Here is a 23,582-nt window from a genome sequence, read left to right as displayed (position 1 = left end):
TGTCCTGACTTATCCGTTCGCGCCCGGCAAAAGGCCGATAAAGACCATCTTGCCGAGGGCATATAGCACCGTCGCCATAATTACGTAGGCGAGCGAATGCATGGCGATTATGGCACCCTTGGCGGCGGTGCCCCGCAGGTAATCCTCGATCCAGACTTCGGTGCCTTTTGCGAAGTGGCGCATACCGACGATCACGACCAGTGCGGTCAGGATAGCCGGAAAGGGCTGTGCGAAGGTGGCGATCACCGATTGCCGGTCCATCCCAAGGGTCGTGCCCACGATGTAAAGCCAGGTCGGGATCATGAAGGCCAGTGCCACGGCCGAGGCCGACATCCACCAGTGATGTTCGGTGCCGGTGCCTGAGGCGCCTTTGCCAACGGCGCGTTTGCGATCAGTGAGGTAACGCATCTCGAGCCTCCGTTATAGATGAATGATGATAAGGGTAAGCGCGGTCAGCACGACCGAACCGATGACGCAGATCCAGCCCAGCATCTCGGCTGTCTTGATATCCATCATCTTGGCGCTGTCCCAGATCAGGTGCCGGATACCCGCAAGGTAGTGATACCAGACGCCCAGCAGCGACAGCGTGAACACCAGATCGCCGAACCACGAGGTCGCGATCGCGTTGACGAAGTTGAAATAGTCCGGGCTTGTGACAGCGGCGAGCAGCCACCACGCAAGCAGGAGAACCCCGACGATGATTCCGTTGCCGGTGATCCGCGTCAGGATCGAGGACATCGAGGTCATTTGCGGGCGGTAAATCTGGAGATGGGGGGAAAGCGGGCGTTCAACCGGTTTCGCTTCTGCCATGTTTGGTCCCTTCGTGCTGCGCCACGTGCCACGCACGATAACACCCGTGCGGCGAGGCTGGCCGGAATTCAATCTGGTGTAACGCAATTTTCACCGGAGTCACGAGGGCAGACGCGTAAAATCGACGGATTCCCGTCAAACAGGCGTGAAAAATTAATTTTGTGATCACAAATTTTTAGAGCGTGATCACATGTTACCGCTCGCAGCGCGAGTCGCGCCACGAGTCCGGCCACGCCGCCACCTAGAGCGGCATCAAGGCCCAATAGTCGAGATCAAGCAGCACCTCGGGGTCGTATTTGTCGTCTTCGCCCTTATATGCAAACGCCGCCGCGCCTTGTTTGGTGGCCACCAACCGCAGCCGGATCGCCCCCACGCCCGGCGTATCGGTTTCGACCTTATCAAGCACCTCGGACCACGCCTTGATCGTGTCGCCCGCGAAACACGGATTGGCATGGGCGCCACTGTTCAGCGCCACGATCATCTGCGCATTGGCCAGCCCGTTGAACGACAGCGCCCGCGCCATGCTGATGACATGCCCGCCATAGATCAGCCGCTGGCCATCCTCGCGGAAGGTCGCGTCGAAATGCACCTTGGCGGTGTTCTGCCACAGGCGTGTAGCGATCATGTGCTCGGCTTGCTCAATCGTGACGCCATCCACATGGTCGATCTTTTCGCCGATCTCGTAATCGCCCAAGCGATGGGACTCGCCGGCAAGGCCAAAATCGTAATCGTCGAAAGTCAGCCCGTCTGGGATCACCAGATCCTCTGCCGCCACAACTGGCGCAAGATCGGGCAGCACCGTTTCGGGCGCAGGCGCGTCAAAATCGCGTTTGCGCACCATCACCCAACGCACATAGTCCAGCACGATCTCATCAACCTGATTGAACCCGCGCGTGCGCACATAGACGACGCCCGATTTGCCGTTCGAGTTCTGCTTGACCCCGATCACCTGTGACTCTGATCGCAACGTATCACCGGCATAGACCGGCTTTAGCCAGCGCCCCTGCGCGTAACCAAGATTTGCCACGGCGTTGAGCGAAACATCCGGCACGGTTTTGCCAAACACCACATGAAAGGCGATCAGATCATCGAGCGGCGCGCCCTCCAGCCCGCAATTAGCGGCAAATTCATCACTGGAATAGAGCGCGTGCCGCGCCGGATAGAGCGCATGGTAAAGCGCGCGCTCGCCCTCCGCGACGGTGCGCGGCACGGCGTGACGGATCACTTCGCCAACCGCGTAATCCTCAAAGAAACGGCCCGGATTGGTCTTGTCCATCATTGCTCTCCCAGCTTCATGTCGGGGTGATAGTCCCCGTCGATTTCCTTTGTCACCGCCTGCGCACAACGCATCACACCGCGCGCGCCATCAAAGGCATATTGCGGATCGCCGTAGAGCTCCCAGCCCTTGGACAGGACCAGAGAGACCTTGTGACAAAAGGCCGAGGTGTCGTCCTCGGTGAGCAGGCGATAGAGTTTCATATCACGCACCAAATGGGTTGTAGCCGAACCAGATATGGATCCACGCAATCACGCCATACAGCACCAGCGTGCCAACGATCCCGCCGATTTCTTTGCCGATATTGACCTGCGGATGGGGCATGGCCGGCTTGCTTTGCTTGTTGATCAAGATCACCTCAAGCACCGCCCAAGCCAGCAGCCCGCCGAACAGGATGATCCCCGGCAGGGTCGGATTGACCAGCAAATGCGCAAGCGCCCAAGTTTTCACACCCGTAAGTTGCGGATGGCGGATCTTGCCGCTCAACCACAGCTTCATCCCCGAGACCGCAAACAGATACACCGCAAAGATCATCAGCAGGTTGTTGATGCCTTTGAGCGCCGCGTTGGGCGTCCAGAGATAAAAGACCGGATCGCTGCCGCGCCAGCCAACGAACATCAGCACAAGACTGAGCAGAACCAGCGCCGTCACCATCGGGCGCTCGGCCCCTTTCATGGCGCGTCGGAAGCCCGGAAACAGCCGTTTTGCAAGATGTGCAAGCGACCACATAAGGACGCCGAGAATTAGTAATGCCATTGTGTTAGCCCTTTAGCTGCCTAGCGCGGCAATTGCCTGTGCTTTCGCCAAGACCTGCCGCGCGGTCACGATATGCAGATTTTCCACGATCTTACCATCCACAACGGCCACGCCCTGCCCTGCAGCCTCGGCGGCCTCGAAGGCCGCGATCTGGCGCTGCGCAAGGTCGATTTCTTCCTCGGACGGGGCAAAGGCGGCGTTGCAGACCGCCAATTGCGCCGGATGGATCAGCGTTTTGCCATCAAAGCCCATGTCGCGGCCCTGATCGCATTCGAATTTGAGACCCTCGTCATCCTTGAACGCGTTGTAAACACCATCGACGATGATCTTGCCATGCGCTTTCGCCGCCAGCAGACACAGGCCCAGCCCCGCCTGCATCGGCAAACGATCTGCGCGAAAGCGGCTGCCCAGCTCCTTGGCCAGATCATTGGTGCCCATTACCATGCCTGCAAGACGCGGATGCGCAGCGATTGCCCCAGCATTCAGCATCCCCAGCGCGGTTTCCATCATCGCCCAAAGCGGCACGCCCTGAATCAGATCGGCCACCGCATCAATGTCAGCAGGGGTTGAGACCTTGGGGATCAGGATCGCGTCAACCTTGGCCCCCGCGCGGATCGCATCGGCAAAAGCCAGCACATCTTCGCGCCCCCAGGCGCTATCCAGCCCGTTCACCCGCACAATTTTCAACCGCGCGCCGTAATCGGCCTCGCTTAGCGTTTTCGCCAATAGCGCCCGCGCATTGACCTTTTCGTCAATCGCCACCGCATCTTCGAGATCGAAGATGATCGCATCACAGGCCAGTCCCGTGGCCTTTTCCAGCGCACGCTCTTTCGAGCCGGGGATATAAAGGACGGAACGGGTCGGGTGGGTCATTTGATTCTCCATCTCGCAATTTTCTTTCGCCAGATCGCACATTCCGGACAGAATCGGCAAGCCCAGATTTGCCGCGTCGCAGAAAATCGCCGCTGCAAACGGGCGATGGGCGCCCGGTTAACCTTATTTTCGCATCTTTGGCGGCAGGCTGGGGCCACGTTGTCGCGAAAGGTTTGCGCCATGCTACACAAGATGATCGCCCTGTCCTTTGGTTTTGTCGCGCTGATTTTTCTCGGCGGGCGCAGCTTTGCGCAAGAAGCCACCTGTGCGCCGCGTGATGACCTGATCGCCCAGTTACACACCCGATATTCTGAAACCCGGCGTGCGGTGGCACTGGCGGCAAACAATTCGGTGCTAGAGGTTTTTGCCGCAGATTCCGGCAGTTGGACAATTCTTGTAACCCAAGCCTCGGGGCTAAGCTGTCTGATCGCCTCGGGCGAGGCATTTGAAGCGGTGCGCGACAGCCTGCCTGCAAAGGGCGCGCCAACTTAGGCAAATAGCGATTGCTGCACCAGTTTCAGCGAGATCAGCAACAGCGCCCAGATCACGATTTTATAGAAAACCGCCGTTGGCATCCGTTTCACCAGCCACACCCCCACGAACACCGAGACCGAGGCCGGAACTGCCAAGATAAGCGCCGTGCCAAGGCTGTGCCAGTTCACCTCACCCAGCGCGATATAAGGGCCAAGCTTGGCAAGGTTCACATAGGAAAACAGCACTGTCGCCGTGCCTGCAAAGACCTGCTTTGGCAGGTTCAGCGGGATCGCATAGGTTTGAAACGGCGGCGCGCCGGAATGGCTGACAAAGCTGGTGAACCCCGCGATTGTGCCCCAGAACAGACCCGGCGCGACCTTGGCCTCTTGGCGCGCGCCCATCCTGTGGCGCAGCAGCGCGTTGAGTGAAAACACCACGCCGATAACGCCCACCAACAACGTCACATAGCGTTCGGGCACGATTTCCGCGGTGGCCCAGCCGATCCCGATGCCGAGGGTTGTGGCCGGAATCATGATCAGCAAGACGCGTTTATCGAACTCCTTGCGATAGGCCCAAAGCCCGAACATGTCAGCGATAATATAGACAGGCAGCAGCAAGCCAGCCGCCTCGACCGGGTTCATCACCACCGCCAGCACCGGAACCGAGATTGAGGCCGCCATCGGGATACCGCCCTTGGACAGCCCGACCATCACCGCCGCGAATAGCGCAAGCGCCCATCCCCATGTGCCCAGTTCGAGCATAAGCCGTCAAAACCCTGAAAAGAATCACCGCGCCGTGCTGCGTTGACCCTAAATGCCACGCGCCTGCCCGATTGGGAACCGCGCACGATGCACAGCGCTTGCGCACGTCCCGAACTCCCGCAATTTTTGCATACGATTGCATACATTTCGCGCCCCACTGCCGCGCCGCAGCGCAGAACCCTTGCCCTCGGGCAGTCAAAGGGCTAGGTCAACGGCGTCAGATTTTTCCATTCCATCCACTCGGAGGACCAAATGGCCAGACCCAAAATCGCGCTTATCGGCGCAGGCCAGATCGGCGGCACGCTCGCTCATCTCGCAGCCATCAAAGAACTCGGTGACGTTGTTCTGTTCGACATCGCCGAAGGCACGCCGCAGGGCAAAGCGCTCGACATCGCGGAATCCGGTCCCGCCGAGGGCTTTGACGCCTCGCTCAAAGGCACCACCGATTATGCCGATATCGCTGGCGCAGATGTGTGCATCGTGACCGCTGGCGTGCCGCGCAAGCCGGGCATGAGCCGCGACGACCTGTTGGGCATCAACCTCAAGGTGATGAAATCGGTCGGCGAAGGCATCGGGGCACATGCCCCCAATGCGTTCGTGATCTGCATCACCAACCCGCTGGATGCGATGGTCTGGGCTCTGCAGCAATTCTCGGGCCTGCCGAAAGAGAAAGTCGTCGGCATGGCTGGCGTGCTTGATTCGGCGCGTTTCCGTCACTTCCTAAGCCTCGAATTCGGCGTCTCGATGCGCGACGTCACCGCTTTTGTTCTGGGCGGTCACGGCGACACGATGGTGCCGCTGGCACGGTATTCGACCGTTGGTGGCATCCCGCTTCCCGACTTGATCAACATGGGTTGGACCACGCAAGAAAAGCTAGACGCGATCATCCAGCGTACCCGTGATGGCGGCGCTGAAATCGTTGGCCTGCTGAAAACCGGCTCGGCCTTCTACGCGCCCGCCACCTCGGCAATCGAGATGGCCGAAGCCTATCTCAAAGATCAAAAACGCGTTCTGCCCTGTGCCGCTTACGTCAAAGGCGCGCTTGGCCTGAACGGTATGTATGTCGGCGTGCCGACCGTGATCGGCGCTGGCGGCATCGAAAAGGTCATCGACATCAAGCTCAATAAAGACGAGCAAGTGATGTTTGACAAATCGGTCGACGCCGTGAAGGGCCTTGTTGAGGCATGTAAAGCAATCGACGGCTCGCTGGTCTAAGCGACCGCTTAGCGCGAAAAGTTTGGGGGCGTGCCGTTTGGTGCGCCCTTTTTCATGCGCTCATCAAGGGCGTCGGGTCAAAACCAAACGCATCGCCCAACCGCGCGATCAAATCGGCCTCATGCGCGATGAGGGCGCGATCAAACGCAGCCGGGCTTAGATCAACCTTGTCGCCAAACAACGCGCTCACCTCACCCACGATTGACACATTGGGGCGTGTGAGTAAGCCGTGCTCCTCTAGTTCAGCCGCCTCGTAATCGCGCACGCCCTGCACCTGCCACCACAGATCGCGCAGCCCTTCGGGATCATCTGCGCGCTCAGCCGCTTCGGAAAACTGCGCGGTACGCGGCCCGACATAGGGCACGGGTTCGCCCTTTACCTTAGTCGTGGCGCGACGCAGCATTTTGAGGATGTAATGCAGCGGCGTCAGCCCGTCGAAATGTAGCAATCGCGCGTTATAGCTGGGCCGATAGGGCAGATCATTGACCTTGCTATCCCAATGCGACAGCGGAAAATGCACGCCAATCGCGTAGCCATGCCCCGAGCGCACAATCGGTTTGCCCGCGACATGCCCGCCGACGCCGCGATTGAGAAAGCGTTTGCGCGTGCCGTAAAACAGCAGGCCCTCTTTTTCGAACCCGTCCCATTTGCGCCGGAACGCGCCTTCGAAGATCGTCGCGCCGGGTGCCTCATCCAAAAAGCAGCGCTCATCGACCTCAAAGCGGATCCACGCCTTTTGCGGGCCGGTCTTTTCCAGTTCCCACTCCAACGGGCGTTCCAGTCGGACATATTCGTCTGCGTCGCAATGCACGAGCCAATCCAGCTTGGTCTCGTTCAGAATACGCGTCGCATTGTATTTCTGGCGGCCCTGATGGCGCGCGGGGCGTTTTTTGCGCCAGCCGCGTTCCCAACCATCTTCACCGCTATGATGAATATACGCGCCCTCAACATCGGCCAGCAACGCCTCGGCCTCGGGGTTGGGGCGGTCGCAAAACACATGCACCTCGCGCGCGCCCGCGGCCAGATGATGCGCGACGAAGGCCGCAACGAGGGGCGCAGGCTCATCCACGGTCGAAACCACACCCCAACTGGGCATTCGCGTGTCTTGCGTCATACGGCTGTTATACTCCGTTCGATTACTGCGCGCGCAGGTGACTCGATTTTCGCGAGTCGCGCCAGTGCAAGCAGGCCACAGGCTGGAAATATGCATTTGTGATCACACCCAGATAGCGCGTGATCACAAATGTCGGATTTTCACCCGCATGGCGACCAAACCGGGCGATTTTGGTTTGTTACACGGCACAAACCCCCTAGAACCCCTGCCAATCGCACCAGCAACCAGCATGGGGTATCTGAGGATGAACATCCACGAATATCAGGCCAAACAGCTTCTCAAAAGCTATGGCGCACCGGTCTCTGACGGCCGCGTTGTGCTACGGGCCGAAGACGCCAAAACCGCAGCAGGCGAGCTTGACGGCCCGCTTTGGGTCGTGAAAGCCCAAATTCACGCGGGCGGACGTGGCAAAGGCCACTTCAAAGAGCCCGAAGCGGGCGAAAAAGGCGGCGTGCGCCTTGCGAAATCGGTCGAGGAGGCCGCGACGCTGGCCAAGCAGATGCTTGGCAAAACGCTGGTCACGCACCAGACTGGGCCGGCGGGCAAGCAGGTCAACCGTATCTATATCGAAGACGGTTCCGATATCGAGCGCGAGCTGTATCTTGCGCTGCTCGTGGACCGCGTGTCCTCGCGCGTGTCGATCGTGTGCTCGACCGAAGGCGGCATGGACATCGAAGAAGTCGCGGCCTCGACCCCAGAAAAGATCCTGAGCTTCTCGATCGACCCAGCTACGGGCTACCAAGCGTTCCACGGTCGCCGTGTCGCGTTCTCGTTGGGTCTGCAAGGCGTGCAGGTCAAGCAAATGGTCGCGCTACTTGGCCAGCTTTATAAAGCCTTCATGGAAAAAGACATGGAGCAGCTTGAGATCAACCCGCTGATCGTGATGACCGACGGCAATCTTAAGGTGCTTGACGCCAAAGTCGGCTTTGACGGCAACGCGATGTATCGCCAGCCCGACGTCGCAAATCTGCGCGACGAAAGCGAAGAAGATTCCAAAGAGCTCGAAGCGTCGAAATACGACCTCAACTACATCGCGCTTGATGGCGAAATCGGCTGCATGGTGAACGGTGCCGGTCTGGCGATGGCCACGATGGACATCATCAAACTCTACGGCGCAGAACCGGCCAACTTCCTTGATGTGGGCGGCGGCGCGACGAAAGAAAAAGTCACCGAAGCGTTCAAGATCATCACCTCGGACAAAAACGTCAAAGGGATCTTGGTCAACATCTTCGGCGGTATCATGCGCTGCGACATCATCGCCGAGGGCGTGATCGCCGCGGTGAAAGAGGTCGGCCTGCAAGTGCCGCTCGTCGTGCGCCTTGAGGGCACGAATGTCGAAAAAGGCAAGGAAATCATCAAGAATTCCGGCCTGAACGTGATCGCAGCCGACAACCTGTCGGACGGTGCCGAGAAAATCGTCAAAGCGGTGAAAGGCTAATTTTATGGCAATCCTCGTTAACGAAAACACCAAAGTCATCTGTCAGGGGTTCACCGGCAGCCAAGGCACGTTCCACTCGGAACAGGCGATTGCGTATGGCACCAAAATGGTTGGTGGCGTGACGCCGGGCAAAGGTGGTCAAGACCATCTCGGCCTGCCGGTCTTCAACTCGGTCCATGAGGCGAAAGCCAAGACCGAAGCCAACGCGACCGTCATTTACGTCCCCCCGCCCTTCGCAGCGGACTCCATCCTTGAGGCGATCGACGCCGAAATGGAGCTGATCGTGTGCATCACCGAGGGTATCCCGGTTCTGGACATGATGAAGGTCAAGCGCGCGCTGATCGATTCCAAATCGCGCCTGATCGGCCCGAACTGCCCCGGTGTCATCACGCCTGACGCCTGCAAAATCGGCATCATGCCCGGCCATATCCACAAGCGTGGCTCGGTCGGTGTAGTGTCGCGCTCGGGCACGCTGACCTATGAGGCCGTGAAACAGACCACCGATATGGGTCTGGGCCAGTCCACAGCAGTGGGCATCGGCGGCGACCCGATCAAAGGGACCGAGCATATCGACGTGCTCAACATGTTCCTCGACGATCCCGAAACCACTTCGATGATCATGATCGGTGAAATCGGCGGGTCTGCCGAAGAAGAAGCCGCCGAATTCCTTGCCGCCGAGCGCAAAAAAGGCCGCTGGAAACCCACCGCGGGCTTTATCGCGGGTCGTACGGCCCCTCCAGGTCGTCGCATGGGCCATGCCGGTGCGATCGTGGCGGGCGGCAAAGGCGATGCCGAATCCAAGATCGAAGCGATGAAATCGGCCGGTATCGTGGTCGCCGACAGCCCCGCGACGCTGGGCGAAGCGGTCATGACGGCGATCAAAGGCTAAGGCTAAGGCTAATCGCGCCGCGCCTTTCGGGGTGCGGCGCGGCGAAACGGAGGGCGACCCGATGCTGCTGCACACCGCCATGCGCGCGCGCCACCCCTTTGCGGGGCTGGTGATTTGCGCGCTGCTTGCGGGCTGTGTGACGCAGAGCGATCCCTCGGTCGGAACGGGGGCCGTTGGTCCCGGTGCCGAGCTTGCCCCGGCGCAAGTCAGTTCGTCCAATCATCCGCTTGGCCCGGCGGTTCCCGGCGATGGCCAATCGCATGCAATGTTTCAATCCCTTACCGGCATCAATGGCGACGCGGTCGCAGGCGTGCAAATCGGCACACCGCGCAGTTACGTCTGGTTTGACGCAGCCGCTGCGAACCCGCAACTGGTCGCCCAAGCGCCGGTGCGAATGTGCACGGCACGTGGCGCGCTCGTAAAAAGCTCCTATATCACCAACCCAGAGGACAATACGCCCGGGGTCAAAGTGCTGGTAATCGAGTGTCTGACATGAATTTTGTTTCCCCTACCATCGGTCGCGCGGCGGCTACTCAAGGAGCATTTGCATGACGAAATCGTATTTCCTGCCGGTCGTCGCCGTTCTGGCTGCCTCTGCGCTGGCGGGTTGCACCGCTCCGGGCCATCCCGACCGCGCGTTTGATGCCTATGTCGCGCCCGCTGATGTCGCGCCCGAGGGCTATGTCAGCCCCTACGCCATCCAGCCGGGCTATGACGCCGTGCGGCCCTCGACCGCTGCCACTGACACCAACCTGATCAGCGCGCCCGCACGGGTGCGTGTCGCTGTGGTCAACCCGGCAACGGGCCAAAGCGCAATGGTCACAGACCGCCCTCTGACGCTGAACGAACGCGAGCGCATGAGCGCCGAAAAGTGCCGTTCTGTCGGCAAAATACTCGTTTCAACACGGCATGTCGGCAATTCGACACTCGCTGACTGCCGCTGATCCAACTTACCCTTCGAGGTTACAAAATGACCGAACAATCCCCCAATGATCAGTTCAACGCCTCGCAATTCCTGCAAGGCGCTAACGCGGAATACGTCGAGCAGCTTTATGCCCGCTTTGCCGAGGATCCAACCTCTGTTGATACGGCTTGGGCTGCGTTCTTTGCCTCGCTGGGTGATCCCGAACAGGACGTCAAGAAATCCGCCGCCGGCGCAAGCTGGGAGCGCAACGATTGGCCGCCGGTCTCGTCGGACGATCTGACGGCTGCCCTCACGGGCGAATGGCCTGCGACCGAGGGCAAGGCCGTTGCCGAGAAGATCTCGAAGAAAGCCGCCGCTGCCGGTGTCGCCGTTGATGAGGGGGCGATCAAACGCGCCGTGCTGGACTCGATCCGCGCGCTGATGATCATTCGCGCCTACCGGATCCGGGGCCACCTCGCCGCTGATCTTGATCCGCTGGGAATGCGCGAAGATGTGCCCCATCCTGAACTCGACCCCAAAAGCTATGGCTTTACCGATGCCGATATGGATCGCCCGATCTTCATCGACAACGTGCTGGGGCTGGAAGTCGCCTCGATGCGTCAGATCATGGATCTGGTGAAGCGCACCTATTGCGGCACCTTCGCGCTGCAATACATGCACATCTCCGACCCCGAGCAATCGTCTTGGCTCAAAGAGCGGATTGAGGGTTACGGCAAGGAAATTACCTTTACCAAAACCGGTCGCCGCGCGATCCTCAACAAGCTTGTCGAGGCCGAGGGTTTTGAGAAATTCCTGCATGTGAAATACATGGGCACCAAGCGGTTCGGGCTTGATGGCGGCGAGGCGCTGATCCCCGCGATGGAGCAAATCATCAAACGCGGCGGTCAGTTGGGCCTTGAAGAAGTCGTCATCGGCATGCCCCACCGGGGCCGTCTGTCGGTTCTGGCAAATGTGCTCAGCAAGCCGTTCCGCGCGATCTTCCATGAATTCCAAGGCGGCTCGTTCAAGCCAGAAGATGTCGATGGGTCAGGCGATGTCAAATATCACCTCGGCGCTTCGGCGGATCGCGAGTTTGACGGCAACAAGGTTCACCTGTCGCTGACTGCCAACCCCAGCCACCTTGAGGCCGTGAACCCCGTTGCATTGGGCAAAGTGCGCGCCAAGCAGGACCAGCTGAACGATCAGGCTGATCGCTCTAAGGTGATGTCGATCTTGCTGCATGGCGATGCGGCCTTTGCCGGTCAGGGCGTTGTTGCGGAATGTTTCCAGCTTTCGGGCATTCGCGGTCACCGCACCGGCGGCACGATCCACCTTGTCGTGAACAACCAGATCGGTTTCACCACTGCACCGCACTTCTCGCGCAGTTCGCCCTATCCGACCGATCTTGCACTGATGGTCGAAGCGCCGATTTTCCACGTCAACGGCGATGACCCCGAGGCCGTGGTCCATGCCGCGCGCGTGGCCATCGAGTTCCGCCAGAAGTTCCACAAGGACGTCGTGCTCGACATCTTCTGCTACCGCCGCTTTGGTCACAACGAAGGCGACGAGCCGATGTTCACCAACCCGGTGATGTACAAGGCAATCAAGACCCACAAGACCACCTTGCAGCTTTATACCGAACGTCTGATCGCCGACGGGTTGATGCCCGAAGGCGAGATTGAGGATATGAAAGCCGCGTTCCAATCCCATCTCAACGAGGAATTCGAGGCGGGCAAGGTGTTCAAACCGAACAAGGCCGACTGGCTTGACGGTCGCTGGTCCGGCTTTGAGCAGGAAAAGGCGGAATATGAGCCCGGCTCGACCGCGCTTTCCCCCGATACGCTGGCCGAAATCGGTCACGCTTTGGTCACGCCGCCCGATGGGTTTGCGCTGCATAAAACCGTCGCGCGTCTGCTTGAGAATAAAAAGCAGATGTTTGAAACGGGTACGGGCTTTGACTGGGCAACCGCCGAGGCGTTGGCTTTTGGTTCGCTCGTTACCGAAGGGTGGCCAGTGCGCCTGTCAGGGCAGGATGCTACACGCGGTACCTTCTCGCAGCGCCATTCGGCCTTTGTCAGCCAGACCGACGAAGATCGTTATTACCCGCTCAATCACATCCGTGAGGGACAGGCCCGGTTCGAAGTCATCGACTCGATGCTAAGTGAATATGCGGTGCTAGGCTTTGAGTATGGCTACTCGCTGGCCGAGCCGAACACGCTGACCCTTTGGGAAGCCCAGTTTGGCGATTTCGCCAATGGCGCGCAGATTATGTTCGATCAGTTCATCAGCTCGGGTGAGCGCAAATGGCTGCGCATGTCGGGTCTTGTCTGCCTGCTGCCGCACGGCTTTGAGGGGCAAGGCCCCGAACACAGCTCGGCCCGTCTTGAACGGTTCTTGCAAAATTCGGCGGAAGATAACTGGATCGTTGCGAATTGTTCGACCCCGGCGAACTACTTCCACATTCTGCGCCGCCAGATCCATCGTGACTTCCGCAAACCGCTAATCCTGATGACGCCGAAATCGCTGCTGCGTCATCCCAAATGCGTGTCTAAGGCCGATGAATTCACCACCGGCTCCACCTTCCACCGCGTGCTGTGGGATGATGCCGAAATGGGCAACTCGGATCTCAAGCTGAAACCCGATGACAAGGTCAAACGCGTCGTGATTTCCTCGGGTAAGGTCTATTATGATCTGCTCGCTCAGCGCGATGAACGCGGGCTTGATGATGTCTATCTGCTGCGTCTCGAACAGTTCTATCCGTTCCCCGCGCAGGCGATGACCAAGGAACTCACCCGGTTCAAGAACGCCCAGATCGTCTGGTGTCAGGAAGAGCCGAAAAACCAAGGCGCGTGGAGCTTTGTCGAGCCCTATATCGAATGGGTTCTCGCCAAGATCGACGCCAAACATGCCCGTGCGCGCTATGTCGGTCGTGGGGCTTCGGCCTCGCCCGCAACGGGTCTGGCGAGCCGCCACAAAGCCGAGCAAGAAGCGCTCGTCAACGATGCATTGGAGGGTTGATCAATGTCCACTGAAGTCCGCGTCCCCACGCTTGGTGAAAGCGTCACCGAAGCCACCGTCGCCACCTGGTTCAAGAAGCCCGGCGATCCGGTAGCCGTCGATGAGATGCTGTGCGAATTGGAAACCGACAAGGTAACCGTCGAAGTGCCCGCCCCCGCGGCTGGCACTTTGGGCGAGATCGTCGCCGCCGAGGGAGAAACCGTTGGCGTTGACGCCTTGCTGGCAACAATTGAAGCCGCTGGTGCAGGTGCCAGCACTCCGAAACAACAAGATAAACCGGCGGAGAAGCCCGCTGCAGCCCAATCGAATGAGGGAAAAATGGTCGATGTAATGGTGCCCAGCCTTGGTGAATCTGTCACTGAGGCCACAGTTTCGACGTGGTTCAAAAAGGTTGGCGACGTGGTCGCGGCCGATGAGATGCTCTGCGAGCTGGAAACCGACAAGGTTTCGGTCGAAGTGCCCGCCCCTGCGGCTGGTGTGTTGAAAGAAATCGTGGCCGAAGAAGGCGCGACCGTCGATGCCTCGGCCAAACTCGCGGTGATCGCCGAGGGCGAAGGTGCAGGGTCCGGTGACAGCGCACCCAAGGCTGACGAGAGCAAAGCCAAGGCCCCCGCCAAAGGTGGCAAGGACGTCGAAGATGCGCCCTCGGCCAAGAAACTGATGGCCGAAAAAGGCGTGGACCCGTCCTCGGTTCAAGGCTCGGGCAAAGATGGCCGGATCATGAAAGAAGACGTGGCGAAGGCGGCAAGCGCACCGCAAGCGGCCTCGGTCTCGGTTGCGCCCGCCCCCGCAGCCGCCCCGCGCGGCCCGGTCAATGCCGATGACGGCGCACGCGAAGAACGGGTGAAAATGACCCGCCTGCGCGCCACCATCGCCAAACGCCTGAAAGACAGCCAGAACACCGCCGCGATGCTGACCACCTATAACGAGGTGGACATGTCGGGCATCATGGGCCTGCGCAACGAATACAAAGACCTGTTCGTCAAAAAGCATGGCGTGAAACTGGGCTTCATGTCTTTCTTCGTCAAAGCCTGCTGCCACGCGCTCAAAGAAGTTCCCGAGGTCAATGCCGAGCTTGACGGCAACGAGGTGGTTTACAAGAACTACGTCCATATGGGCGTGGCCGTTGGCACGCCTTCGGGTCTCGTGGTGCCAGTGGTGCGCGATGCCGATCAGATGGGCTTTGCCACGATCGAGAAAACCATCGCCGAAATGGGCACCCGCGCGCGTGACGGCAAACTCTCGATGGCCGATATGCAGGGCGGCTCGTTCACCATTTCGAACGGCGGCGTCTATGGCTCGCTGATGTCCTCGCCAATCCTCAACCCGCCGCAATCGGGCATCCTTGGCATGCACAAAATCCAAGACCGCCCGATGGTCGTGAACGGTGAAATCGTGATCCGCCCGATGATGTATCTCGCCCTGAGCTACGATCACCGCATCGTCGACGGCAAAGGCGCGGTGACGTTCCTTGTGCGGGTAAAAGAGGCGCTCGAAGACCCGCGCCGCCTGCTGATGGATCTGTGATGCAGAAGGAGGACTTTGATCAACAAGTTCGCTTGGAATATTATCGTTCTGGAGTGCAAGTGACCCGCGAGATTGGCGTCATGGCACTTCGGACGCTAATAACGCTGAACAGCGGCGCGTTCGTAGTCCTCCTAACTTTCATTGGGAATACAGCAGCACAATCGCAATTCTCAGTTCCCTTGGAGAACCTAAAATACGCAATGTTTGCGTTTCTGGTGGGTATCTCGCTTAGCTTCGTCGCGATAGCATACACCTACGCTGTCTCGCAGTCAGCGAGCCCTTATCCGAAGGAGAGTTCCAATCTCGACGGGCTGTATCTCTATGTGGTGCTCGGTATCTCCACTCTTAGCTTTGTCGCGTTTGTAACTGGGGTTGGGACAGTGGTCGCGGGGGTTCAACTTGCTAATTCTTGAGACCCTGCCCCTTCCTCTTGATCGAAATATCCTCTGGGGGTCCGGGGGGCAGACAGCCCCCCGGTCGACCCGCGCAATGGGAGCACCCGCATGACCCCCGAACTCACCATCCTCGCAGTTTCGATCATTCTGCATATGGGCGTCATGGCCGCCTATTCGGTTAAGGCCAACCGTGAACTTGGCCCGAAATACCCGCTATCCCCGCGTGATGGCGCGCCGCCAAAGCCGCTGTCGCAAAGTTGCTCGCGGCTGCAACGGGTGATGAATAACTCGTTCGAAAGCCTGATCCTGTTCGCCCCCGCCGCGCTGATGGTCGGCCTGACGGGGCAGTCAAACGGGGTCACGGCGACGCTTGCGGTGGTCTTTTTGATCGCCCGCATCCTTTATATTCCTGCCTATGTGATGGGGCTTGTGCCGGGGCGCTCGCTGATCTGGGGCTTTGGATTTTTTGCAACTCTGGCGCTGGCGATTGCCGCGCTGATCTGACCTTTAAGGAGCAAAAGCAATGGCTGACTATGATGTGATCGTGATCGGCGCGGGTCCGGGCGGCTATGTCTGCGCGATCCGCTGCGCCCAACTGGGCCTGAAAACCGCCGTGGTCGAGGGCCGCGAAACGCTGGGCGGCACCTGTCTGAACGTGGGCTGTATCCCGTCCAAGGCGATGCTGCATGCCACGCATTCGCTGCACGAAGCCGAACATAACTTTGCCAAGATGGGCCTTAAGGGCAAATCTCCTTCGGTCGACTGGAAACAGATGCAGGCCTACAAACAAGATGTTGTTGATGGCAACACCAAGGGCATCGAATTCCTGTTCAAAAAGAACAAGATCGACTGGCTCAAAGGTTGGGGTTCGATCCCCGAGGCGGGCAAGGTCAAGGTCGGCGATGACGTGCACACCGCCAAGTCGATCGTGGTTGCGACCGGGTCCGAGCCGTCTTCGCTCCCCGGCATCGAGATTGACGAGAAAACCGTTGTGACCTCGACCGGCGCGCTGTCTTTGGGCAAAATCCCGAAGGCGATGGTCGTGATCGGCGCGGGCGTGATCGGACTGGAAATGGGCTCGGTCTATGCGCGTCTGGGCACCGAGGTGACGGTGGTTGAATATCTCGACGCGATTACGCCAGGCATGGATAGCGAGGTCGCGCGCGGCTTGCAGAAAATCCTCACCAAGCAGGGGCTGAAATTCGTCCTTGGCGCGGCGGTGCAGGGTGTCGAGGTCAAAAACGGCAAGGCGACCGTTAAATATCAACTGCGCAAGGACGACAGCGAGGCCACGATTGACGCCGAAACCGTGCTTGTGGCCACGGGTCGCAAACCGTTCACCGAGGGGCTGGGACTTGACGGTGCGGGCGTGGAACTGCTGCCGCGCGGCCAGATCAAGACCGATGAGCATTGGCAAACCACCGCCAAGGGCATCTACGCCATTGGTGACGCGATTGTCGGCCCGATGCTGGCCCATAAGGCCGAAGACGAGGGCATGGCGCTGGCCGAGGTCATCGCGGGCAAGCATGGCCATGTGAATTACGGCGTGATCCCCGGCGTGATCTACACCACCCCCGAGGTTGCCTCGGTGGGCCAGACCGAAGAGGCACTCAAGCAAGAGGGGCGGGCCTACAAGGTCGGGAAATTCTCATTCATGGGCAATGCGCGCGCCAAGGCGGTGTTTCAGGGCGACGGTTTTGTAAAGCTGATCGCGGACAAGGAAACCGACCGTATCCTTGGCTGCCACATCATCGGCCCCGGCGCGGGCGATCTGATCCACGAGATTTGCGTGGCGATGGAATTCGGCGCCTCGGCGCAGGACGTGGCCCTGACCTGCCACGCCCACCCAACGTTCTCGGAAGCCGTGCGTGAGGCCGCCCTGGCTTGCGGAGACGGCGCAATCCACGCCTGAACGAAGAGTGCCCTACCAAAAACCAAGGGCGGCTCTGTGGCCGCCCTTTTCCAAATTTAAATACGAGAAATCTTAGTTCTTGACGCCTTTGAATTGCGCCACGATGTCGGGGTAGCCGTAAACATCCAGATTGGCATCACGGCGCGCGCGCTGCGAACTTGACGAAATACCCGTCACGATCACACCGATCAGCCCCGCGCCTGCCCCCGCAGCCGACGCGTTCTGGTCGATCTTTGTGGTCGTGTCATTGATCGGCTGCACGATTTTGAAATACTTCTCGCCCTCATAGGTGCAGGTCAACGAGGCCACCGGAGTGCGCGGCCCCATATTAGGCGACACGACGACCGCCGGGGTCACGAAATCGGCATAAAACCCATCAGCTTTGAACTGGCACGGAACGCCTTTAACTTCCTGATAACTTCCTTTGGTCGAATAGGTCCGAACGGTAAAATTCGACGTGCCTTTTTCGTTCAATGTCTTGGTCGCGCGATACGGAATCGGTTCCTGTTCAATCGGTGCCGCAGCGCAGGCGGATAGAATAGCCCCCGCCCCAATCAGAAGAATAGCTTTGTTCACGAGTGTCCCCTTGTCTTTGTCTTTAACACCGCCGTGTTAGCGCAACTTGTTTTAAAGAAAGATAAAAAATGTGCCGTCTCGCCGAAGTCACAGGAAAATCTCCGCAGGTGCGTGGCCCGGGCGCAACAAACCTACACAGCTACCGCCCGTCCTCAATCCTCGCTATGATCCGCTGCGGCTTGCATTTTATCGGCGAATTCACGGCGCAGTTCTCGGCGCAATTCGGCGGCATGCCAGCGGTGTTTTTCTTCGCGCGTTTCCGGCTCCAACCTGGCCACGGCCACGGGTTTGCCGTCCTCATCGACTGCGACCATCGTGAAATAGCAGCTATTGGTGTGGCGGCGTGTCCCTGCGGTGATGTTTTCCGCCTCAACCCGGATCCCGATCTCCATCGAGGTGCGACCCGTATGGTTCACGCTGGCGCGAAACGTTACCAGCTCGCCCACATTAATCGGTTGCTGAAAGGTCACCTGATCGACGCTGAGCGTCACCGCGTAGTGGCGCGAATAGCGCGAAGCGAGAGAAAATGCGACCCGATCAAGCCACGCCAACAACGCGCCGCCATGCACCTTGCCCGAGAAATTCGCCATCTCGGGTGTCATCAGCACCGACATTTCCAACCGCTTGCGTTCTTCGGCGCTGAGTGGGGTCGTCATGGTCTTCCTTTCAGATTACACCGCGATATTGTCGATCAGGCGCACATCACCCAGCCAAAGCGCCGCCAGCATCCGCACCGGCTCTGACAGATCGGACGCAGGGCGCAGACCATCGACTGTGCGCAGCTCCAGATATTCGATGTCGCGAAAGCCGGCTTCAAGCAGTTCGGCCTGCGCATCCATCAGCGCGCCTTGCACGGACTTGCCCTCGCGCATGTCGCTGGCCGCCGCCTGCATCATCGCGTACAAAACAGGGGCGATGGCACGTTCCGCCGCGCTAAGGCGAACATTGCGCGACGACATCGCCAGCCCGTCTTCCTCACGGATCGTGGGACAGCCGATAATGCGCACCGGGATATTGAGATCGCGCACAAAACGCTGCACGACCTGCAATTGCTGCCAGTCTTTTTCGCCAAAGAATGCGCGCCCCGCCTGCGTCATGCCAAACAGCTTGGAGCAGACCGTGGCGACCCCGTCGAAATGGCCGGGACGAAACGCACCTTCCAGCGGTTCGGTGATGCCGCTGACCGAGACGGTGGTGGCAAAGCCATCGGGGTAGACCTCATCAACGCCGGGCGCGAACAGCACATCGACGCCCTCGCTATCAAGCAGCGCCAGATCATGCGCCTCGTCGCGGGGGTATTTTTCCAGATCCGAGGCATTGTTGAACTGCATCGGATTGACGAAAACCGTCACGATCACGCGGTCAGACTGTTCACGCGCGGCGCGGGCCAGCGACAGGTGACCATCATGCAGCGCGCCCATCGTCGGCACCACGCCCACCAGCATCCCCGAGCGTTTCCACCCCGCCACCTTCTCGCGCAGCTCATCAGCGCTGCGGATCACTTCGGTCATTTATTCACCTCATCGGCAAAGACATGTTCGGGGCCGGGGAAGGCGCGCGCACGGACCTCGGCAGCGTACCCGGCCACGGCGGCTTCGGCGGCCTCGCCCAGCGCGCCAAAGCGTTTGACGAATTTCGGTTTGAACTCGGTGAACAGGCCCAGCATGTCATCAACCACCAGCACCTGCCCGTCACAGCCCGCCCCTGCGCCGATGCCCACGGTGGGAATGGCAATGTCAGCGGTGATCTGATCGGCCAAGCCTTGAGGCACCTTTTCCAGCACGACCGAGAACGCGCCCGCATCCGCCACCGCGCGCGCATCCGCAATCAGACGCGCGCGATCGTCGCCACGCCCCTGCACCTTGTAGCCGCCCAGCGTGTTCACCGACTGCGGCGTAAGGCCAATATGCGCCATCACCGGAATACCCCGCGCGACCAGAAAGGCGATGGTGTCGGCCATATGCTGACCGCCCTCCAGCTTGACCGCGCCTGCCCCGGTTTCGGCCATCAGGATTGCGGCATTGGCAAAGGCCTGCTGCGGGCTTTCCTCATAGCTGCCAAATGGCATGTCGATCACCATCAGCGCGTGCTGCAAGCCCCGCGCCACCGCCTGCCCGTGCATCACCATCATCTCCATCGTGACGCCAAGGGTTGAGGGCAGGCCATGTAAGACCATCCCCACGGAATCCCCGACCAGCACCAGATCGCAATGCGGATCGACCGTTTTGGCGATCGGCGTGGTGTAGGCGGTCAGGCACACAATCGGCGCGCCGCCTTTCATCGCGGCAATATCGGCGGGCATTTTCTGGCGAACGGTTCCGGTGACACTCATCGCGGGTTCTCCCTTGCTTTGGGGCCAAATACCTAGCGGCACGCGCCCGATAAGAAAAGATATGACTGCGCCAACGCCGCGTTACAGGGCAAAGCGGCACGATTATTCCCCCTGTGGCTCGCGATTGATCGCCCCGCCGTGATCTTTGCTTGATCGCCAAGGCAAACCCGCCGATCATCCCCTTGTTCAAAGCTATCGGAGAACCCCATGAAGATGCGCCTTTTCACTGCCCTCGCAGCGCTCGCGCTATCGGCCACAAGCGCTTGGGCTGCCAAGGATACGATCACGCTGGGCATGGTGCTTGAGCCGCCAAACCTTGACCCCACGGCGGGTGCGGCGGCGGCGATCGACGAGGTGGTTTACGCCAATGTCTTTCAGGGTCTGACGCGGTTTGGCCCCGATGGGTCGATCCGCCCCGATCTGGCGAAAAGCTGGGATGTGTCGGGCGATGGCACGGTTTACACCTTTCATCTGCAAGATGGCGTGACGTTTCAGGACGGTTCAAGCTTTGACGCGGAGGATGTGAAATTCTCGCTCGATCGCGCGCGTGCCGAGGATAGCGTCAATGCGCAAAAGCAGTTGTTTGCGGGGATCGAAAGCGTTGAAGTGGTCGATCCGCTGACGGCGAAAGTGACGCTGAACGCCCCCGATGGCGCGCTGCCGTTCAAGCTGGCTTGGGGCGATGCGGTGATGGTCGCGCCTGAAACTGCCGATCAAAACGCAACCCACCCTGTTGGCACCGGGCCGTTCATGTTCAAGGATTGGGCGCAGGGCGATCATATCACGCTAAGCGCTTATGAAGGTTATTGGGGCACGCAGCCGAAACTGCGCGAGGCAACGTTTCGCTTTATCTCTGATCCGACGGCGGCGTTTGCCTCAATGATGGCAGGCGATGTCGATGCCTTCCCGAACTATCCCGCGCCTGAAACGGCGGCGCAGTTCAAATCCGATCCGCGTTTCAAGCTCATCATCGGCTCGACCGAGGGCGAAACCATTTTGGCAATAAACGAGCGCAACGCGCCGCTCAACGATATCCGCGTGCGTGAAGCGATTGCCCATGCAATCAACCGCCAAGACCTGATTGATGGCGCGATGTTTAGCTATGGCACGCCGATTGGCACCCATTTTGCACCGCATAATCCGGCCTATGTCGATTTAACGGAACTGTCGAATTACGACCCTGAAAAATCCAAGGCACTGCTAAAAGAGGCAGGCGTGAGCAATCTAAAACTTCGACTTGCGTTGCCGCCGCCCTCTTATGCGCGCCGCTCGGGCGAGATCATTCAGGCGGAACTGGCCGCCGTAGGTATCCAGACTGAGATCACCAATATGGAATGGGCCGATTGGCTGGAACGGGTGTTCAAGGGCCATGATTACGACCTGTCCATCGTCAGCCATACCGAGCCGATGGATATTGGCATCTACGCCCGGCCCGATTACTATTTCGGCTATCACAGCGAGAAATTCGACGCGGTGATGGCAGAGTTGGACAAGACCTCGGACGCGGCCAAGCGCACCGAATTGCTGCAAGACGCCCAGCGTATTCTGGCGCAGGATTATGCCAATGCCTTCTTGTTCCAGCTGCCCAAGATCGGCGTGGCCAATGCCAAGATCGAAGGCTTGTGGGAGAACGCGCCCACGCAGGCCAATGATCTGACCGAGGTCTATTGGGACGATTGAGAGGGCATCGATAAAACGCCACCGCGCACCCTGCCCTTTATGGATTTAACAGACAGTTTGGCACGAATGTAGCCAACCGACGCTCGCTAACAGGAGAAAACTATGAACCAAATCAAACGCCGCCTGTCCGCCCTCATGCTGGGGGTCGCCGCAACAGGGATGCTCGCCGCCGCCCCCATTCAGGCCGAGACCGTCAAGCTGACCATCCTTGGCGTGGGCGATATCTACAATTTCGACGGTGACGGGGAGCGCGGTGGTTTTGCACGTCTCAACGCGGTCGCCAAGAAAGAGCGCGCCGACAATCCCAACACGCTGTATGTTTTTGACGGCGATATGCTGTCGCCCTCGCTGCTATCGGGCATCGACGAGGGGCAGAACACGATTGATCTGACCAATCTCGTGCCCTTCGACATCGCGGTGCCGGGCAATCACGAGTTCGATTTTGGCCCCGAGAATTTCGAGCAGAAGATGGCGGAATCGAAATATCCTTGGGCCGCGATCAATATCGCGCAGGCCGATGGCTCGCCCATTCAAGGGCTTGGCGGCGTGATGACCAAAGAGATCGCGGGTCTGAAAATCGCGCTGATCCCGGTCGCCCAAGACACCACCCCCGAGGTCGCGAATTCCGGTGATCTAGTTTTCAAACCCACCGTCGACACCGCCATTGCAGCTGCCAAAAAGGCGCGCGAAGACGGGGCGGATCTGGTGATTGGCGTGGTGCAAACAGATCAGAGCAACGACCGCAAGCTGATCGCGAGCCAGGATTTCGACGTCATCATGTCGGGCGACGATCACCTCAACGCCATGTTCTATGACGGGATCACCGCCTATGTGGAAACCTCGATTGACGCACGCTTTTTGCAGCCGCTCGATCTGACGGTCGATGTCACCGAAAAAGACGGCGAGCGCAAAGTAAGCTGGACGCCCTCCTTCCGCTGGATCGACACCGCCGATGTGACGCCCGACCCGGACTCGATGAAACTTGTCGACGGGTTCAAAAAGCAACTCGATGACAATCTAGGTCAGGTGCTTGGCACTTCCGAGGGACCGTTGGATTCGCGGCGCAACGTGGTGCGTTCGCAAGAAAGCGCGATGGGCGATCTGATTGCCGATGCGCTGCGCGATGCGACCAAGGCCGATGTGACGCTGATCAATGGCGGCGGGATTCGCGGCGATACGACCTATGACGCGGGTCACAAGCTGACGATTAAGGACGTGATGACCGAGCTGCCCTTTGGCAACAAAACCGTCGTGACCGAGATCCCCGGTTCGCAGCTACTGGCGGCGCTCGAGAACGGCTTTAGCCAAGTCGAAAAAGGCGCGGGCCGCTTCCCGCAAGTCTCGGGGATGGATGTGGTCTATGACCCGAGCGCACCTGCTGGATCGCGTGTGGCCTCGGTGATGATCGGTGGTGAGCCGCTTGATCCGAACAAGGTCTATAAGGTTGCGACGAACGATTACATGCTGGGTGGCGGTGATGGCTATACCGCACTGGGCGGTGGCAAGGTGATCATCAATGCGGGCAATGGCAATCTGATGGCCAATGACGTGATGACCTACATTGAGACCGCTGGCACCGTGACAACCAAGCTGGACGGTCGCATCAAAAAGGTTGGCGAGTAAAATCGAACG

Annotated in this window: 25 protein-coding genes; 13 read left to right on the top strand and 12 right to left on the bottom strand. The window is 59.4% G+C overall.

The window, feature by feature from the left end; translation table 11 throughout:
• Positions 1-9 precede the first annotated feature (9 nt).
• The 6 genes from ACN0SD_RS12040 to ACN0SD_RS12015 all read right to left on the bottom strand — a co-directional run bounded on the left by ACN0SD_RS12040 (position 10) and on the right by ACN0SD_RS12015 (position 3,715).
• Entirely contained in the window at positions 10-408 is a 399-nt protein-coding gene (locus tag ACN0SD_RS12040; RefSeq protein WP_417808490.1) for a succinate dehydrogenase, hydrophobic membrane anchor protein, read from the bottom strand.
• A 12-nt stretch (positions 409-420) separates the two neighbouring features.
• A complete protein-coding gene (gene sdhC / locus ACN0SD_RS12035) occupies positions 421-810 on the bottom strand; it encodes a succinate dehydrogenase, cytochrome b556 subunit (RefSeq protein WP_417808489.1) in 390 nt (129 codons plus the stop codon).
• A gap of 241 nt (positions 811-1,051) precedes the next feature.
• Positions 1,052-2,086 (bottom strand): MaoC family dehydratase, encoded by a 1,035-nt coding sequence (locus ACN0SD_RS12030; RefSeq protein WP_417808488.1) that lies wholly within the window; start codon positions 2,084-2,086, stop codon positions 1,052-1,054.
• Positions 2,086-2,289: a DUF1737 domain-containing protein gene (locus ACN0SD_RS12025; RefSeq protein WP_417808487.1), complete on the bottom strand. Its 204-nt coding sequence runs from the start codon at positions 2,287-2,289 to the stop codon at positions 2,086-2,088. Before ACN0SD_RS12025 ends, ACN0SD_RS12030 begins: the two co-directional genes overlap by 1 nt.
• Position 2,290: 1 nt before the next feature.
• Positions 2,291-2,842 carry an NnrU family protein gene (locus ACN0SD_RS12020; RefSeq protein ID WP_417808486.1) on the bottom strand — a complete coding sequence of 184 codons (552 nt, stop codon included), beginning with the start codon at positions 2,840-2,842 and terminating at the stop codon, positions 2,291-2,293.
• 12 nt (positions 2,843-2,854) lie between these two features.
• Positions 2,855-3,715 carry an HpcH/HpaI aldolase/citrate lyase family protein gene (locus ACN0SD_RS12015; protein WP_417808485.1) on the bottom strand — a complete coding sequence of 287 codons (861 nt, stop codon included), beginning with the start codon at positions 3,713-3,715 and terminating at the stop codon, positions 2,855-2,857.
• Between the two features lie 180 nt (positions 3,716-3,895).
• Here ACN0SD_RS12015 and ACN0SD_RS12010 point away from each other — a divergent pair, with 180 nt between their 5' ends.
• On the top strand, positions 3,896-4,207 hold the full coding sequence (locus ACN0SD_RS12010) for a hypothetical protein (protein WP_417808484.1): 312 nt from the start codon (positions 3,896-3,898) through the stop codon (positions 4,205-4,207).
• Here the strand turns inward: ACN0SD_RS12010 and ACN0SD_RS12005 are convergent.
• Positions 4,204-4,950 carry a sulfite exporter TauE/SafE family protein gene (locus ACN0SD_RS12005; protein ID WP_417808483.1) on the bottom strand — a complete coding sequence of 249 codons (747 nt, stop codon included), beginning with the start codon at positions 4,948-4,950 and terminating at the stop codon, positions 4,204-4,206. The genes ACN0SD_RS12010 and ACN0SD_RS12005 overlap by 4 nt on opposite strands.
• Positions 4,951-5,202: 252 nt before the next feature.
• On the opposite strand from ACN0SD_RS12005, the gene mdh reads away from it, so the two are divergent.
• On the top strand, positions 5,203-6,165 hold the full coding sequence (mdh, locus tag ACN0SD_RS12000; protein ID WP_417808482.1) for a malate dehydrogenase: 963 nt from the start codon (positions 5,203-5,205) through the stop codon (positions 6,163-6,165).
• A gap of 52 nt (positions 6,166-6,217) precedes the next feature.
• Here the strand turns inward: mdh and ACN0SD_RS11995 are convergent, their stop codons facing one another.
• Entirely contained in the window at positions 6,218-7,261 is a 1,044-nt protein-coding gene (locus ACN0SD_RS11995) for a glycosyltransferase family 2 protein (protein ID WP_417808481.1), read from the bottom strand.
• A gap of 262 nt (positions 7,262-7,523) precedes the next feature.
• Between ACN0SD_RS11995 and sucC the strand changes: the two genes are divergently transcribed.
• The 9 genes from sucC (at position 7,524) to lpdA (ending at position 17,362) form a co-directional block, all read left to right on the top strand.
• Positions 7,524-8,717 carry an ADP-forming succinate--CoA ligase subunit beta gene (gene sucC, locus ACN0SD_RS11990; RefSeq protein WP_417808480.1) on the top strand — a complete coding sequence of 398 codons (1,194 nt, stop codon included), beginning with the start codon at positions 7,524-7,526 and terminating at the stop codon, positions 8,715-8,717.
• A 4-nt stretch (positions 8,718-8,721) separates the two neighbouring features.
• Positions 8,722-9,606, top strand: a complete 885-nt coding sequence (sucD, locus tag ACN0SD_RS11985) for a succinate--CoA ligase subunit alpha (RefSeq protein ID WP_417808479.1) — start codon at positions 8,722-8,724, stop codon at positions 9,604-9,606.
• A 61-nt stretch (positions 9,607-9,667) separates the two neighbouring features.
• Entirely contained in the window at positions 9,668-10,102 is a 435-nt protein-coding gene (locus ACN0SD_RS11980) for a hypothetical protein (RefSeq protein WP_417808478.1), read from the top strand.
• Positions 10,103-10,154: 52 nt separating this feature from the next.
• Positions 10,155-10,550 carry a hypothetical protein gene (locus ACN0SD_RS11975; RefSeq protein WP_417808477.1) on the top strand — a complete coding sequence of 132 codons (396 nt, stop codon included), beginning with the start codon at positions 10,155-10,157 and terminating at the stop codon, positions 10,548-10,550.
• Between the two features lie 26 nt (positions 10,551-10,576).
• On the top strand, positions 10,577-13,528 hold the full coding sequence (locus ACN0SD_RS11970; RefSeq protein ID WP_417808476.1) for a 2-oxoglutarate dehydrogenase E1 component: 2,952 nt from the start codon (positions 10,577-10,579) through the stop codon (positions 13,526-13,528).
• Between the two features lie 3 nt (positions 13,529-13,531).
• Complete coding sequence (gene odhB, locus ACN0SD_RS11965) at positions 13,532-15,055, top strand: 2-oxoglutarate dehydrogenase complex dihydrolipoyllysine-residue succinyltransferase (protein WP_417808475.1); 1,524 nt, start codon at positions 13,532-13,534, stop codon at positions 15,053-15,055.
• On the top strand, positions 15,055-15,468 hold the full coding sequence (locus tag ACN0SD_RS11960; protein ID WP_417808474.1) for a hypothetical protein: 414 nt from the start codon (positions 15,055-15,057) through the stop codon (positions 15,466-15,468). The genes odhB and ACN0SD_RS11960 overlap by 1 nt, the downstream gene beginning before the upstream one ends.
• A 90-nt stretch (positions 15,469-15,558) precedes the next feature.
• Positions 15,559-15,954: an MAPEG family protein gene (locus ACN0SD_RS11955; protein WP_417808473.1), complete on the top strand. Its 396-nt coding sequence runs from the start codon at positions 15,559-15,561 to the stop codon at positions 15,952-15,954.
• 19 nt (positions 15,955-15,973) lie between these two features.
• On the top strand, positions 15,974-17,362 hold the full coding sequence (lpdA, locus tag ACN0SD_RS11950; protein WP_417808472.1) for a dihydrolipoyl dehydrogenase: 1,389 nt from the start codon (positions 15,974-15,976) through the stop codon (positions 17,360-17,362).
• Positions 17,363-17,434: 72 nt separating this feature from the next.
• On the opposite strand, the gene ACN0SD_RS11945 is transcribed toward lpdA, so the two are convergent.
• From ACN0SD_RS11945 to panB, 4 genes are all read right to left on the bottom strand, one after another.
• The gene (locus ACN0SD_RS11945) at positions 17,435-17,938 is read right to left on the bottom strand and encodes a hypothetical protein (RefSeq protein WP_417808471.1); all 504 of its coding nucleotides are present in this window, start codon (positions 17,936-17,938) and stop codon (positions 17,435-17,437) included.
• A 152-nt stretch (positions 17,939-18,090) separates the two neighbouring features.
• Positions 18,091-18,594 carry an acyl-CoA thioesterase gene (locus ACN0SD_RS11940; protein WP_417808470.1) on the bottom strand — a complete coding sequence of 168 codons (504 nt, stop codon included), beginning with the start codon at positions 18,592-18,594 and terminating at the stop codon, positions 18,091-18,093.
• A gap of 15 nt (positions 18,595-18,609) precedes the next feature.
• Positions 18,610-19,449, bottom strand: a complete 840-nt coding sequence (gene panC, locus ACN0SD_RS11935; protein WP_417808469.1) for a pantoate--beta-alanine ligase — start codon at positions 19,447-19,449, stop codon at positions 18,610-18,612.
• On the bottom strand, positions 19,446-20,270 hold the full coding sequence (gene panB / locus ACN0SD_RS11930) for a 3-methyl-2-oxobutanoate hydroxymethyltransferase (protein ID WP_417808468.1): 825 nt from the start codon (positions 20,268-20,270) through the stop codon (positions 19,446-19,448). Before panB ends, panC begins: the two co-directional genes overlap by 4 nt.
• 207 nt (positions 20,271-20,477) lie before the next feature.
• Between panB and ACN0SD_RS11925 the strand changes: the two genes are divergently transcribed.
• Positions 20,478-21,950: an ABC transporter substrate-binding protein gene (locus tag ACN0SD_RS11925; RefSeq protein WP_417808467.1), complete on the top strand. Its 1,473-nt coding sequence runs from the start codon at positions 20,478-20,480 to the stop codon at positions 21,948-21,950.
• A 102-nt stretch (positions 21,951-22,052) separates the two neighbouring features.
• Positions 22,053-23,573, top strand: a complete 1,521-nt coding sequence (locus tag ACN0SD_RS11920) for a bifunctional metallophosphatase/5'-nucleotidase (protein WP_417808466.1) — start codon at positions 22,053-22,055, stop codon at positions 23,571-23,573.
• The last annotated feature ends 9 nt before the right edge of the window (positions 23,574-23,582 follow it).

Origin of the sequence: Thioclava sp., assembly GCF_048263065.1 — a bacterium.
Taxonomy (GTDB): domain Bacteria; phylum Pseudomonadota; class Alphaproteobacteria; order Rhodobacterales; family Rhodobacteraceae; genus Thioclava.
The sequence above is the reverse complement of the archived record's forward strand: the minus strand, read 5'-3'. Positions and strand labels throughout refer to the sequence as shown.